This window comes from Xanthomonas sp. WHRI 1810A (assembly GCF_040202885.1).
In the GTDB taxonomy this organism is placed as follows: Bacteria; Pseudomonadota; Gammaproteobacteria; order Pseudomonadales; family Pseudomonadaceae; genus Aquipseudomonas.
In genome coordinates this window covers 43,250-58,295 of sequence record NZ_JBEGED010000021.1, presented here as the reverse complement: position 1 = coordinate 58,295, position 15,046 = coordinate 43,250, and the positions used below count along the sequence as shown (strand labels likewise).

The following is a 15,046-nucleotide window of genomic DNA, read 5'->3' as shown; positions in this document are numbered from 1 at the left end:
CGACAGTACCGACCTCATCGCGGGCAAGCGCGCTCCTACAGGTCCGTGGTCTGGCGCAGTTTTATGCGTGTGCCGCAGAAACCCTGTAGGAGCGAACTTGTTCGCGAAGGCGATGCGTCAGGCAATACAGATGTACCGACAGTACCGACCTCATCGCGGGCAAGCGCGCTCCTACAGGTCCGTGGTCTGGCGCAGTTTTATGCGTGTGCCGCAGAATCCTGTAGGAGCGAACTTGTTCGCGAATCACGGTGTTTGTTCGTGGTTACGGACGCACTCAATCCTGCGACGCAAACACGCCCCGGGGCATGCGGATGTGAGCGCCCTGGCGGGCGTCGACCACCTGGGTGATGCCCATGTCGCCGGCCACGCTCATCAATGAATACGCGTCGTTGCGGGACAGGCCTTGCTGCTCGGTGAGGAAGGTCAGCATGTCCAGCGAGGCGTTGCGTACGGCCTGGTTCAGGTCCTCGTCAAAGCCGTGGACAATCCAGCAATCCTGGGTTTCCAGCAGCGGGGACGGGAAGAAGAAGTCCTTGCGCAGGATGACCTGGAACATGACGTTCAACGACGACTCGATGGCCGTGCCGCTGACCTCGCCGTCACCCTGGGACACATGCGGGTCGCCAATGGAAAACAGCGCGCCGTCCACCGCCACCGGGTAGTACATGGTCGCGCCGGCACCGATGCGCCAGTTGTCGATGTTGCCGCCATGCAGGCCCGGGGGGATGGTGCTGATGCGTCCGCGCACATCCGGCGCCACACCTGCCGTGCCCAAGTGCGGGCGGATGGGAATCCGAACGCCCTCAAGGGTCGTCTGGTGTTCGCATTCAGGGCAGTTCGTCACACGCCCCGGCGTCAGGTACTTCTCTTTGACGTCGTAGGCATACAGCGCACGGGCATTGTGGGAATTGGCGTCCATCTGGTAGATGGTCACCCGCTCGGTCTCGTCGAACTCCTTGTACAGATACCCCCAGTTGGCGGCCAGGTTGGAGCCGTAGTGATTGCGCGGGGTCATCGACAGGTAACGCACTTCCAGTATGTCGCCGGGCCTGGCGCCTTCGACCCAGATCGGCCCGGTCATGATGTGCACGCCCGGGTTACGGTCCTCTTCCGGGATTTCCTTGAACAGCCGCCAGATGGTCTCGTCCATCATCAGCTCCGGCGCGTCGCCGGCATGGTGGGTGATGGCCTCGGCCTGAATGATGTCGCCGCTCTTGACCCTGATCGCCGGGGCCAGCGCGGCATCGAAGTAACCCCAGTGAACGTTCTCCGGCGTTGCGCGAAGCGTGTGCAAGGCCCCCGGCATCGGATGCTGGCGTCCTGAAGAAAGTGGCGTGTCGATACGCATGGCGATACCTCGTCGATGGGAGTGAAAGTCAGAGATCAAGCACAAGTCTGGCGGAGCGGGCCCGAGAGCAGCAGGGTGTGAATTCGGTGTTCAACGCCTGCTGATCGGGCGAAAAGAAATAGTCGCGGTGGTCCACTTGCCCGGCCAGCACGCCGGTGCGGCACGTGCCACACACACCCGAGCCGCAGGACTGATTGAGGTAAATCCCGCTGCGTTCCAGGGCCTGGGCCACGGTTTCATCGGCGGCCACTTCGATGCAGCGGCCGGTGGACTGAATCTGCACCTCGAACGGCTGGTCACCGTCCAGCGGCACCGGCTGTTCGCCCTGGAACCGCTCGAAGTGAATACGGTGGTCCGGCCAGCCCCTGGAGCGGGCAATGGCGCACACCTCGTCGATCAGCGACGCCGGCCCGCACACATACAGATGGCGCTCGGCGCCCGGCTCGGCGATCAGCTGCTGCAACGGCATCCTCGCGCCCCCATTGAGGTCGGAGGCGTACACCCGCGCTGCGTCTTTGAACTGCTCGCGCACGCCGGATAAAAACGCCATGTGCTGGCTGGCGCGCCCGGCGTAATGCAGCTCGAACGGGCGACCCTGGGCCTGGCATTCCAGGGCCATGCCGAGCATGGGCGTGATGCCGATGCCGCCGGCAATCAGCAGCGGGAACGCATCGTCGGCCTGCAACGGAAAATGATTGAAGGGCCCGTCGACCTGCACCGTCTGGCCTTCGTGCATCGACTCGACCACGTGCCGCGAGCCGCCACGGCCCTGGCTTTCCAGGCGCACCGCGATGCGTAAAAAATCCCGCTCATCCGGCCTGTTGCACAGCGAATACTGGCGAACGCCGGCAGCGGTGTGCAGCGCGATGTGCGCCCCCGCTGTAAAGGCGGGCAAGGCCTGGCCGTCGGCGGGCGCCAGTTCCAGCAACGTCACCTCGTGGGCGATCTGCTCACGCCTGATGACCCTGGCCACCCAGAGGCTGTCCGTCCCGACCGTAGCGTGCAGCATTGAAGGCTGCTGGGAATTTGAACCGTTCACGTGGCGAGACCCCGCAATGACTGAGGGGACAAGTGTAAGGAGCTGCACCCGGATTTCTTGGACGCACGCGCACGGGAAGTTGGACGCCTGCTCGGCAACCGCCAAGGTTTCATGCGCCTGCGGACAAGAACATCGGCCGCCCTGCTGCGAGAGTTCCGCCACAGGAAATTCTCGAACAGCAGGGGAACACGAACATGTCATCGACTCACTTGGAACCGGTCACGACTTCAGCTGCCTGGCGCGGCGACGAGTTGATCAAGAAGGGCGACTGGATCTATCACTTGAGCGCCGATCAAATCAGCGAGCTGGAAACCCTGGGCGCCGAGCTGGTGGGCAATGACCCGGACCTGCGTCGCATCGAGGTCGATGATTACCCGCTGCAGGCCTGTCGCGACGCCATCGAGGACTGGAAGCAGCGCATGGACGTCGGCCACGGCTTCGTGCTGGTGCGAGGGCTGCGCACCGAGCTGTATTCCGACGCGTTGAGCGCGGCCATCTATTACATCCTCGGCCTGCACCTGGGCGAGCCGATGCGCCAGAACGAGCTGGGCGACCTGATCGACCACATTTACGCCACCTCCGACAAGAAGCTCGAAGACCCGTCGGCGCTGTCGAAATCGATCCGCGACAAACTGCCGTTCCACTCCGACAGCTCCGACATCGTGGCCCTGATGTGCCTGCGCCCTTCGATGGAAGGCGGCGCGTCGTGCCTGGTGTCCGGCGCGCAGATCTACAACGAAATCGTGCGCCGCCGCCCGGACCTGGCGCCCTTGCTGATGCAGCCGTTCCACTGGGACTGGTTGCGTCAGGACCCGGCGGCGCCTGCCAACACCTACACCTCGCCGATCATCAGCATCGTCGACGGGGTGTTCAGCATGTATGCCGGTTCCCTGTACATCCTTACCGCCCAGGATTACCCCGAGGTGCCGCGGCTGACCGACGCACAGCGCGAACTGCTGCAGCTGTTCGAAGACATCACCTACGAGCCGGGCATGGCCATCGAGATGGACTTCCGTCCCGGCGACATCCAGTGGCTGTCCAACTACGCCGCGCTGCATTCACGTACCGAATTCACCGATTACCCCGAGCCGCAAAGACGCAGACACCTGTTGCGCCTTTGGCTGCGCCGTCGCGAGCAACGCCCGATTACACCGGGCTTTGGAAAAAGTGTGGTGCAAAACCGCACATCGCATCGAGACACCGAGGCCGACGATTCGAGGGGCAACTTTCGAATCATCAACGCCGCAGTGCCCCGAATCATTGCTTGAGCCACTGCCACTTCTATTAGTGAATGATGAGGAATTGGAAAGATGGCTATGGGACGTAACAGGTCTTCCACGCTGGCAATGGGTTTGTCTTTGTGTGTGGCATCGAGCACGGCGTTTGCGTATGGCGCAGCCGATCCGCAGGTGAGCCCGGAGGCTGAAGCGCGGATTCGGGCCCTGGTCGAGAAAATCGTGCAGGAGACCCTTGCCAGACAGGCGCAGCAGCAGACGGCCTCCACTCAAGCAGCGGCCCAGGCGCCGGTGGGCGACGATACCAAGGCGGCCATTCGTGGCATCGTCAAGGAAGAGGTCAACCAGGCCAAGGCCGAAGTGGCGAGCAACAAGGGCAGCACCTCTGCCGAGATCATCAAGGAGGTCACAGAGAAAGTAAAAATCTACGGTGTGCTCGACTACGGCCTGACCTACGTCAGCAACGAAGGCGGCAGCAGCAAGACCGGCGAGCGCGACGGGGTGAACTGGGGCAACCGGCTGGGCTTTACCGGCTCGCAGGACCTGGACTGGGGCTTGAAAGCGGTGTTCACGATCGAGCACGGCTTCAACCTCAGCGACGGCAGCACCTCGCAATACGGCACTACTTGGGGGCGTCAGGCTTACGCAGGCGTGGAAAACAAGTGGGGACGGCTGACCTTCGGGCGCCAGTACGACTTCGTCTACGACTACATGAACCAGCTGAACATCGGTGGCTACGCCACGACGTATGCCGGGCACCACGGCGACTTCGACCGCATTTCCGGGTGGCGCGTGGACCGTGCGATCAAGTTCCAGAGCGCCACGTTCGACGGATTCAAGTTTGGCATCATGTATGCAACGGATGACGCGGCCTATCCGGGTCAGGCGTCGGGCAACAAAGAAACCTTGAGCTTGGGTGCCAGCTACTTCGCCGGTCCCTGGAGCCTGTCCGCCGCGTACGTGCGGATCGACAACAACGACATCTACCCGGACCTGCAGATCGGTGTCAGCGAGCTGCTGGGCCAGCAACTGAATTTCGATGGCTCGGCGCTGATCGTCAATCAGGAAACCGCCATCGTCGGGGGTCACTACCAGTTGGGCAAGCTGACCCTGGTCGGCAACACCTCCCAGACCACCTTCAAGCGTGACGGGGATAAAGCGACCCAGCACGTCTACGAGATCGGTGGTTACTACCCCATCGCGAACAAGACCACGGCGATCATGGGTTATCAGTACTCCACCCTGGAACATGACAACTGGGACCAGGTCACTTTCGGCCTCAAACGCGACCTTTCGGACAAGACCTGGCTTTACGCCTCCTACTCGTGGATGAAGGCTTCGGACGGTGTGCGGGCCAACCAGGGCGCCGGCTGGTACCTGGATAACTCCAGCGACAACCGCCAGGACACGGCGCGACTGGGCATGGTGTACACGTTCTGATCAACGCCGACGGCTAACAGACATTTTCAGAGGATGACGACAGTGCACCGTAGAACCTTGTTGAAAGCTGTACCGCTGAGCGCCATGGCCCTGTTGCTGGCGCAGGCGGGTCTCAACCCTGCGTTGGCGGCAGAGCGCAGTGTGTCCCTGGCGTTCCCGTTCGACGTGACGAGCTGGGACCCGACCGCACGGATCATTCCCCACGCCACCTCGCTGTACAAATGCGTGTTCGACCAGCCGCTGGAATACGGGCCGGACAACCGCCTCAACGCCGGGGTCATCAGCGCCTGGACGTGGAAGAACGAAGGCCTTGAACTGGTGCTGGATTTTCGCGATGACGTCTACTTTCACAATGGCGACAAGCTGACCTCCGAGGATTTCAAATACACCTTCCTCGACCGGCCCAAGGCCGATAACAGCATCCAGCTGGGCTACATCTGGAACACCATCGCGAGCATCGAGACGCCGACGCCGACCCAGGCGGTGATCCGCTTTACCAAGCCGTTCGTGACGGCGCCGCAGTACCTGGGTTTTGCCGGCTCGTTCATCCTGCCCAAGAAATACATCAGCGAAGTGGGCATGGAGGCGTTCCTCGCCAAACCAGTCGGTTCGGGCCCCTACAAACTGGTGGATTACCAGCGCAACAGCCGCATTGTGCTGCAGGCCTTCGATAAGTACTGGGGCGGCAAGCCGGCGCTGGAAGACGTCACGATCCAGATCATTCCCAACCCGACGTCCCGGGCTTCGGCCATGCAGTCCGGCCAGGTGGATTTCAGTTTTGCGCTGCCGATCCGCGAAGCGCTGCGCCTGGGCAAACTGCCCAATCTCAGCACCGCCCTGACCGTGACCATCGACACCTACCTGATCCACATGCTCAACAAGCCGCCGCTGGACAACATCAACCTGCGACTGGCCATGCACCACGCCATCGACAAGAAGGCGCTGACCCGGGCGCTGCTCAATGACCTGCCGGAACCGCTGTCCAGTCCTTCGCCGCCCGGAACCCCAGGCTACGAAGCGGAGTTCACTTTTGCCTACGACCTGGACAAGGCCCGGGACTACATGGCCAAGGCCGGGTACAGCGAGAGCAAGCCGGCGCGCTTCCGCTTCTTCGCCACCAACGGCGTGCACCCGGTGGACAACCAGATGGCCCGGGCCATCGTGCAGATGTGGAGCAAAGTCGGCATCCAGGCGGAGCTGGAAACCATCGACATGGGCGTGTACTTCCAGTCGGTGGCGGCAGGGACGCTGGAAGGTCCGGTGCTCTGGTTCTGGAACAACTCGACGGCCGACCCGGAGCTTTACGCCGGCGCTTACCTGAACGCGGACACGGCGTTTTCCGTGTGGCGCAGCCAGGACGTGATGGATCGCCTCTCGCCGCTGTTGGTGGAGCGCGATTACGACAAGCGCATCGAGCAATACAAAGCCTTCAATCGCTGGGTAGTGGAGCAGGGTTACAGCCTGCCGCTGCTGCAAGGCGTGTCCAGTGCGGTGCACGCCAAAAAGCTGCATTACCAGGCCTACCAGAACGGCTGGATCCTCCCCGCGCAATGGAAAGCATGAGGCAACGGCCCTGATATCAGGGCCGTTTTTTTTGGGCTTTATTGGGGGTTGTCTGTCGGCGGGGCGGCCGTGTCGTCTGTCGGCTCGTCCGGGGTCAGGGAGCTTATTGGCGGGGTGCGCATTAAGGCCAAAGTCTGTGCGCAGCCGTTCAAGTGGCTGCACGGGGCGCTGGATAGACTTTCACCCAGGCGATAACAACCTCCAGACACAGCGAGAAGTGAAATGTCTCTGTTCCATTCAGATGAGTTCTTCGAAAGCCTCGGCAGTTCGGCGGCCGATGTCAGCCAATCCAACTGCCTGCCACCGCTGTGCTACACCAACGCCGCGTTTTACGAGTTCGAAAAGGAAGCGCTGTTCAACCATGAATGGCTGTGCCTGGGCCGTGAAGAATGGGTGGCCAAGCCTGGCGATTACTTCACCACCACGATCATCGGCGAACCGCTGATCATCGCGCGAAACCGCCAGGGCGAGATCAAGGCGATGTCGGCGGTGTGTCAGCACCGGGCCATGCTGGTGGCCGAAGGCGCCGGCAACACCAACGCATTTCTGTGCCCGTATCACCATTGGGCGTACAACCTAGACGGCGAGCTGATCGGCGCGCCGGAAATGCAAAGGACCGAAAACTTCCAGCGCAAGGACTTCTGCCTGCCGACGCTGAAAGTCGAGCTGTGGCAGGGCTTCATCTTCGTCAATTTCGACGTTAACGCCGCGCCGCTGGGGCCACGTTTGCTGGCCGTGGACGCCGTCTTGAAAAACTACGACCTCAAGACCGCCGAAGGCCCGCGCCCTGAACCGGGGCCGCAGTACCCGTGGAACTGGAAAGTGATGATGGAAAACAACAACGACGGTTATCACGCCAACCGTCTGCATCACGGCCCGCTGCACGATTTCGCCCCCAGCGCCCTGGCGCGGTTCCCGGACGACCTGCCGCCCGACACCGCCGGTTACTACCGCACCAACGGCACGCTGCACGCCGACGCCAGTTTCAATCCGACCCAGAAAGCCGTGCTGCCGATCTTCCCGCAGTTGACCGAGGAGGAGCGCAACCGCTTCCTGTTCGTCAACCTGCCGCCGACATTGTCGCTGGTGCTGACCTGCGACCTGGTGATGTTTCTGATCCTGCGGGCCGACGGTCCTGAAACCCATTTCAACGACACCGGCGTGCTGTGCGCACCGGGAGCCATGCGCTCGCCGGCGTTCCCGCACCTGCTGGACATGGTGTTTAACGCCTCGTCGGAAATCATCGCCCAGGACCTGCACGTGGACGAACAGGTGCAACAGGGCCTGCGCTCGCGCTTCGCCGTGCGCGGCCGGTATTCGTGGCAGGAGAGGGCGCAGAGCGATTTCAACAAGTGGGCGGTGACGCGGTATCAGGATGCCTGGCAGCGGGCCAGACCCAGCGCGCCACCGCAACTGATTCCGGTGCAGACACTGGGCAACGCTTCAGCCTGATTTGATTTTCCGGGGACAGAAACGATGAGCACCAGCCCTTCATCCGCCACGCACACAACGACGTTTCTGATTGCAGGGATTGCCCAGGTGATCGGACGCGTGATCGTCCAGGCTGCCTGGCGCCTGCCGATGCTGGTGCTCATTTCATTGATCGTGTTCATCATCCTCCGGGGCATTCCGGTGGATCCGGTGAACATGCTGATGCCGCCGGGTGCCTCCACCGAAGACATCGCGCGCATGTCCCATCAGTTGGGTCTGGACCGGCCAGTGCTGGTGCAGTTTCTGTACTGGCTGCAGGATGCGCTGCGGGGCGATTTCGGCACCTCGATCCAGACCGGGTCGCCCGTGTTGCCCATGGTGCTGGACGCACTGCCCACCACGCTTCAACTGCTGGCGTGCGGGTTTGTCGCCGGGCTGGTGCTGGGCCTGGGCAGCGGCTTGCTCAGCTTTCGGCTGCGTGGCACCCGCCATGAAAAAGTGATCATGGCGCTCAACGGCATCATGACCGCGATACCGGATTACCTCTGGGCGATCATCCTGATCGTGACCCTGGGCGTGGGGCTGCAGTGGCTGCCCTTCATCGGCGCCATCGACCCTGCGTTGCAGCCACCGCGCGTCACCGGATTTTCTCTGATCGACAGCCTGATCGACGGCAACCTTCGGGCCCTCGGCAGCGTGCTCAGCCATCTGGCCCTGCCGACCCTGACCTTCGGCCTGTGCATCGCCACGCCCATCGCCCGGATCCTGCATTCCAGCCTGACCGAGGTGTACCACGAGGATTACGTCAACGCCGCGCGACTGCGGGGCATCGGCGAGAACACCCTGTTGATGCGCCATGCCCTGCGCAACGCCGCGCTGCCGACGGTCAGCCTGATCGGCGTCCAGGCCAGTGTGGTGATCGGCGGCACCATCCTGATCGAGTCCATCTTCAGCCTGCCGGGCATCGGTGCCCTGATGCTGCGGGCGCTGGGGGCGTTCGACATCCAGACGATTCAGGCCCTGGCGCTGACTTATGCCATCACCGTACAGCTGGTGAACATGCTGACGGAGTTCGTCATGCAGCAGCTCAATCCCGCCCTTCGGAGCCCGCGATGAACGGCCAGCGTGCTCCTCAGTCCCTGTGGCGCCGGGCGCTGCGCGAACCCAGTTTCTGTGTGGGGGCCGGCTTTATGTTGCTGTTGCTGCTGATCGCGATTTTTGCCCCGGCGCTGGCGCCCCACGGGCCCAATGAGCAAGACCTGATGTCGGTCCTGCTACCGCCATTCTGGGCAGACGGCGGCACCCTGGATTATCCGCTGGGCACCGACGGCCTTGGCCAGTGCGTGCTGTCCCGCTTGCTGTACGGCACGCGGGTGGTGGTGACCATTGCCATCGCCGCGCCCATCGGCGCTGCCGCCATCGGCTGCACGCTGGCCTTGCTCGCCGGCTACCACGGGGGCTGGCTCGACTGGCTGATCAGCCGCTTTGTCGACCTGTGGCTGTCGTTCCCGGCGGTACTGCTGGCGCTGATCCTGATGGTGGCGCTGTCGCCGGGGCTGCAAAACGTGATCCTGGCCATCGTCTTCGTCGACTGGGCACGTTTCTGCCGGGTGGTGCGGGCCGACGTGCTGGTCATCCGCCGCCGTGAATACGTGGCGGCGGCCAGGATCAGCGGGGCCAAGACCCTGGGCTTGATCTGGCGCGAAATCGTGCCCGGCATCGTGCCGACCCTGATCGCGTTGATGGCGCTGGAAATCAGCATCGCCGTGGTGGCCGAGAGCATCCTGTCGTTCGCCGGGATGTCGGTCGGCTCACAGACCCCGACCTGGGGCGCAATGATCAGCGACGGGCTCAACAGCATGTATTCCTCGCCGTATCCGCTGCTGCTGCCGGTGTTCTGCATGATCCTCACCGTGCTGGCCGCCACCTTCCTGGGGCAGGGGCTGCGCCAGGCCACCGATGTGCGAACCCTTGAACGCAATGGAGCGGCCTGACATGAGCATCCTCCTTCACTCCGCCCCCACGATGTCCGCCCCCAGCGCGCTCGCCCTGACGCCGTCGGCCAAGGTCCCGCTGCTGCTGGACGTGGACAACATCAACGTCACCGCCCGCATGGGCCAGCGCACCAGTGTCGTGCTGCGGGACCTGAGCTTCAGCCTGCGACCGGGCAGCACCCTGGGGCTGGTCGGTGAATCCGGCGCCGGCAAAAGCATGATCGGGCGCATTCTGTCCCGCCAGTTGCCCAGCGGCTTTGAAGTAAGTGCCGGCAGCCTTCGATTTGACGGCGAAGACCTGCTGAACGTCTCGCCGGCCACACACCGGCAGTGGCTGGGGACGCGCATTGCGTTCATCCCCCAGGAACCGCGCACGGCGCTCAATCCGGTGCTGACCATCGGCCAGCAACTGACCGAGCACCTGTTGCGCATCGGCGTCGCGCCCCAGGAATGCCGCGAACGGTCGATCAAGGCGCTGGAGGACGTGCGCCTGCACCGGCCCGCGTCGCTGCTGGACAGCTACGCCTTCGAGCTGTCCGGCGGCATGTGCCAGCGGGTGATGATCGCCATGGCCTTTGCCAGCCTGCCGGACCTGGTGGTCAGCGATGAGGCGACCACCGCGCTGGACGTCACCAGCCAGGCACACATCGTCCGACTGCTGCGCAATCTTCAGGAGCGCCACGGCACCGCAGTGCTGTTCGTCACCCACGACATGGGCCTGGCGACCCACGCCTGCGACGAGGTGGCGGTGCTCTACGCCGGGGAGATCATGGAAAGCGGCCCGGCCAAGTTGATCTTCGGCTCGACCCTGCACCCGTACACCCGGGCGCTGCGCCAGGCGATTCCGGACCTGACCGGTCCGCTGCACACGCTCCACGCGCTCAAGGGGCAGATGCCCGGTGTCGAAACCTTTCCCGATCTGCACGGCTGTCGGTTTGCCACGCGCTGTGAGCACGCCGAGCCTGCCTGCCAGGAACAGCAACCGCCGCTGGAACGGGTCTGCGGCAGTGAGCGGCATCGGGTGCGCTGCCTGCGCTGGCAGGACATCGCGCCCCACGTCCGTGCGCAGCAGGGTGCTCATGTGGCGGGACAAGCCATGAGTGCGCTCACCCGCCTGAGCCTGATCGGGCTCAGCAAAACCTGGCCGGGGGCGCGCTCGCTGTTGCGCCGGCGCCCGGACGTGCAGGTGCTCAAGCCCCTGGACCTGACCCTCGCGCCGGGGGAATTCGTCGGCATCGTGGGCGAGAGCGGCAGCGGGAAATCGACCCTGGCGCGGCTGATCATGGGGCTGGAACATCCCACCACAGGCAGCATCGTGCTCAACGGTCAGGCGCTCTACGACAAGGCGCAGGACTGGGACCGGCGTATTTCGTCAATCCAGATGATCTTTCAGGACGCCCGCTCGGCCCTCAACCCCAAGCGACGCATCGGCCAGTTGCTGACCCAGGCCATGGAGTCCCGGGCGCATCTGCACAGCGAGCGCGCCACCCGCGCCAGTGATCTGGCCCACGACATCGGCCTGGCTGTCTCGACCCTGGAGCGCTATCCGACGCAGCTGTCCGGCGGGCAACGGCAGCGGGTCAACATCGGGCGCAGTCTGTGCAACATGCCGCAAATCCTGATCGCCGACGAAATCGTCTCGGGCCTGGATGTGTCGGTTCAGGCGCAGATCATGAACCTGCTGCTGGAGCTGCGCCGGGAGCACAAATTCTCCCTGCTGCTGATTTCCCATGACCTCGGGGTCGTGCGCTACCTGTGCAGCAAGATTGTAGTGCTGCATCAGGGTGAAGTCGTGGAAAGCGGCGACACCGAACAGGTGCTCTCGGCACCGCAGCATCCCTACACCCAGGCCCTGATCGCGGCGGTGCCGCCCACCGATCCCACGGCCATCTGGCCCCCGGTTTCTCACTCCCTGACTGAAGAATCAGCATGACTACTAGCGCCCCCTCGACCCGAATGCCGGCCTTGTTCATAGGCCATGGCACCCCGATGAACGCACTGGAGCGCAACGAATTCAGCGACAGCTGGACGGCGCTTGGCAAATGCATCGGCAAGCCCAAAGCGATTCTGATGATCTCCGCCCACTGGATGACCCGGGGCGTGGCGGTGACGGCCATGGCGACGCCGCGCACCATCCATGATTTCGGTGCGTTCCCCCAGGCCTTGTTCGACAAGCGCTACAACGCGCCGGGGGCGCCGGCGGTGGCGCAGCGCATCGCGACGCTGCTGGCGCCCATGGAGGTGACGCTGGACCAGAAGTGGGGGTTTGATCACGGCACCTGGTCGGTGTTGGTGCACCTGTACCCCGACGCCGACGTGCCCGTGTTGCAGCTGAGCATGGAAAGCAGTCAGCCACCGGCTTTTCACTACGAACTGGGGGCGCGCCTGCAACAGTTGCGCGACGAAGGCGTGCTGATTGTCGGCAGCGGCAATGTCGTGCACAACTTGTCCATGATCAACTTCGGTATGTCCGACAGTGGTTTTGATTGGGCCGTACGTTTTCAGGAACGGGTCCGGAAGATCATCGCTTCGGGGGATGATCGTTCACTCACTCAATTCCCCGACATGGGCCCTGACGCCAGTCGCGCCATTCCCACGTCCGATCACTTTCTGCCGCTGTTGTATGTATTGGGTGCGCGGGATTTAAAAGACGACGCCGTGGAATTTATTACCCCCAGTTGCGTATTTGGCTCCCTGAGCATGATGAGCATCGCGTTATGGCCGTCTGCACGGCCCTGACCAGTAGCAACTCGGAAGTGTGCGCATAGGCACTTCCTTCTTTTGAACAACACACTTCGCACTCTAAGGTTGGAACTCATGAAGATCAGCATTTTCGGCTACGGCAATATTGGCTCCGCATTAACCAAACAACTGACCCAGGCCGGTCACGAAGTTGTATTGAGCGGACGCAATCTTGATAAGGCGCGTGATGTAGCGGCGCTTTATGGCGCAACGGTTCTGCCTGTCGCAGAAGCGGCAGCGGCCAGTGATGTATTGATCATGGCCGTCTATGTTGACGGCGTAAAAGACATTGTCAGCGCTGCCGGCAATCTCACCGGTAAAGTCATCATTGACCCGACCAATCCGCTGACCGCTGATTACATGGGCCTGACCATGGGCTTCAGCACCTCAGCCGCTGAAGAAATCGCCAGACTGGTGCCGGGTTCTAACGTGGTCAAGGCGTTCAATACCTTGTTCGCTCAAGTCATCGACCAGGGGGCCGATTTCAGCGGTACACCGGCCACCGGTTTTATCGCCGGCGATGATGCCGCGGCCAAGGCTACGGTGAGTGAAATCCTCAGCGGCCTGGGTTACGACGTGGTCGATGCGGGCGGCTTGCACAATGCGCGTTACCTGGAGCCGCTGGCCGGCTTGAATATCTACCTGGGCTACGGCGCCAGCAAGGGCACCCAGATCGCGCCGACCTGGCTCACCCGCTGACCCCTGGCGGGCTGGCCAGCCTAATCGCTGGTCAGTCCGCTTTTCTGTCGACGATAGTCCCGTGGCGCAACGCCGAACGCATTACGAAACACCCGGCTGAAATGCGCCGCGTCGTTGAAGCCCCAGCGAAAGCAGATATCCGACACTGAGAGATGACGGTACTCCGGATTGCCCAGTTCGCACCGGCACCGATCCAGGCGTCGGACCCGCACGTAGTTCACAAAGCTGCTCCCGGCAGCCTCGAACAACTTCTGCACGTACCGCGCTGACACCTGATGCTCCTCGGCGACCCGTCCCAGGGACATATCCGGGTCTGCCAGGTGCTTGTCGATGCCCTGACAAATGCGCTTGAAGTGCAGCATCTTCGCCGTACCGCCAAAGTCCTGAATACTGCCCTGATGAATCAGACTCATGACCAGAAATTCAGCCAGTGCGATTTCCACCGGCCGAAGTGTGGAGGGCTCGATCGTTTCCATGTTCTCGCTCAATGACATGAGCATGTTGGCGAAGACGCGATTGACCCCGGTGTCGCACGAAAGATAGCCCACATCCACCAAGGTGGGGTTCAACACACGGGAATGAACAAGGTCGGGTGGAATCTTGACGTAGAGGATTTTGAAGTCTGATTCCGCCGTCAATGACATATCCAGACCGGTGGGCGCGTAAATAATATCGCCAACTTTGGCCGGCAGATTCAGGCCTTTGTAGCGCAACGAAAACTTGCCTTCGATAATCAGCGCCAGCCATATCGTATACGGCTGATCCGCTGACTTGCCTTCAAGTCGCAGAGGCGTACCCATCACTCTTGCGAATTCCACGCCCTGGGGGGAGGTCAGGCAACATATATCCCCGCGGAAAAGCGCTTCACCTTCACTGTAAGTGCAACCGGGCATATACAGTTTGTTCATTGCTCGCTGCCATATTTTGGCGCGCTCGGCGACAGAACAGGCGTCAGTTGAAACATTCCACGTATCCACTATCAATCTCCACACGCATTGGTTGGGTCGATAGCCTGCTTAATACTGCTTCCTGCAATAGCAATTCCGGGGTGCAAGGCAAATGACGCGCAGGCGTTCGTACTACCAGTAACCGATATACAGCGTTACTGCCGTGAGCTATCCAAGGCGGGTATTAATCCTGCTCAATGCGTTGCAGGTAATGTGCCAGATCCAACAAGCCAGCCCCACGGCCCCGAACCACTGGCGATCACGGTTTGCCTGATACACCGCATCGGTCGAGCGCGACCCCGGAGCCTCCCGCTGGTCGTCAGCTCCTACAGGTCGGTGGTCTGGCGCAGTTTTACGCGTGTGCCGCAGAACCGCTGTAGGAGCGAACTTGTTCGCGAAGCGAGGTGTCAGGCGACAGAGATATGCCGGTAATCCCGGCCTCATCGCGGGCAAGCGCGCTCCTACAGGTCCGTGGTCTGGCGCAGGTTTATGCGTGTGTCGCAGAACCCCTGTAGGAAAGGGCTTGCGCCGCGACGGCAGGATGGAGGTGATAGACTAATAAAATCAATACCCACACCAAGGCGAGCAAATCAGCGCCGAACATTTCG

Annotated in this window: 12 protein-coding genes; 9 read left to right on the top strand and 3 right to left on the bottom strand. The window is 62.3% G+C overall.

Annotated features, from left to right (window positions below):
* Positions 1-274 precede the first annotated feature (274 nt).
* A complete protein-coding gene (locus ABQX22_RS23635; RefSeq protein WP_349802302.1) occupies positions 275-1,348 on the bottom strand; it encodes an acetamidase/formamidase family protein in 1,074 nt (357 codons plus the stop codon).
* A 28-nt stretch (positions 1,349-1,376) separates the two neighbouring features.
* The gene (locus ABQX22_RS23630) at positions 1,377-2,357 is read right to left on the bottom strand and encodes a PDR/VanB family oxidoreductase (RefSeq protein ID WP_349802301.1); all 981 of its coding nucleotides are present in this window, start codon (positions 2,355-2,357) and stop codon (positions 1,377-1,379) included.
* Positions 2,358-2,581: 224 nt separating this feature from the next.
* Between ABQX22_RS23630 and ABQX22_RS23625 the strand changes: the two genes are divergently transcribed.
* The 9 genes from ABQX22_RS23625 to ABQX22_RS23585 all read left to right on the top strand — a co-directional run bounded on the left by ABQX22_RS23625 (position 2,582) and on the right by ABQX22_RS23585 (position 13,491).
* On the top strand, positions 2,582-3,655 hold the full coding sequence (locus tag ABQX22_RS23625; protein WP_349802300.1) for a TauD/TfdA family dioxygenase: 1,074 nt from the start codon (positions 2,582-2,584) through the stop codon (positions 3,653-3,655).
* Positions 3,656-3,697: 42 nt separating this feature from the next.
* Positions 3,698-5,062, top strand: a complete 1,365-nt coding sequence (locus tag ABQX22_RS23620; RefSeq protein WP_349802299.1) for a porin — start codon at positions 3,698-3,700, stop codon at positions 5,060-5,062.
* Positions 5,063-5,104: 42 nt separating this feature from the next.
* Positions 5,105-6,625 (top strand): ABC transporter substrate-binding protein, encoded by a 1,521-nt coding sequence (locus tag ABQX22_RS23615; RefSeq protein ID WP_349802298.1) that lies wholly within the window; start codon positions 5,105-5,107, stop codon positions 6,623-6,625.
* A 222-nt stretch (positions 6,626-6,847) separates the two neighbouring features.
* Entirely contained in the window at positions 6,848-8,077 is a 1,230-nt protein-coding gene (locus ABQX22_RS23610; RefSeq protein WP_349802297.1) for an aromatic ring-hydroxylating oxygenase subunit alpha, read from the top strand.
* Between the two features lie 24 nt (positions 8,078-8,101).
* Positions 8,102-9,172, top strand: coding sequence for an ABC transporter permease (locus tag ABQX22_RS23605; protein ID WP_349802296.1), 1,071 nt, complete (start codon positions 8,102-8,104; stop codon positions 9,170-9,172).
* Complete coding sequence (locus ABQX22_RS23600; RefSeq protein WP_349802295.1) at positions 9,169-10,050, top strand: ABC transporter permease; 882 nt, start codon at positions 9,169-9,171, stop codon at positions 10,048-10,050. The genes ABQX22_RS23605 and ABQX22_RS23600 overlap by 4 nt, the downstream gene beginning before the upstream one ends.
* 1 nt (position 10,051) lies before the next feature.
* Entirely contained in the window at positions 10,052-11,983 is a 1,932-nt protein-coding gene (locus tag ABQX22_RS23595; protein ID WP_349802294.1) for an ABC transporter ATP-binding protein, read from the top strand.
* Complete coding sequence (gene ygiD, locus ABQX22_RS23590) at positions 11,980-12,789, top strand: 4,5-DOPA dioxygenase extradiol (RefSeq protein ID WP_349802293.1); 810 nt, start codon at positions 11,980-11,982, stop codon at positions 12,787-12,789. Before ABQX22_RS23595 ends, ygiD begins: the two co-directional genes overlap by 4 nt.
* Positions 12,790-12,831: 42 nt before the next feature.
* Positions 12,832-13,491: an NADPH-dependent F420 reductase gene (locus tag ABQX22_RS23585; RefSeq protein WP_349802292.1), complete on the top strand. Its 660-nt coding sequence runs from the start codon at positions 12,832-12,834 to the stop codon at positions 13,489-13,491.
* A gap of 20 nt (positions 13,492-13,511) precedes the next feature.
* On the opposite strand, the gene ABQX22_RS23580 is transcribed toward ABQX22_RS23585, so the two are convergent.
* Positions 13,512-14,291 (bottom strand): helix-turn-helix domain-containing protein, encoded by a 780-nt coding sequence (locus ABQX22_RS23580; protein ID WP_349802291.1) that lies wholly within the window; start codon positions 14,289-14,291, stop codon positions 13,512-13,514.
* Between the last annotated feature and the right edge of the window lie 755 nt (positions 14,292-15,046).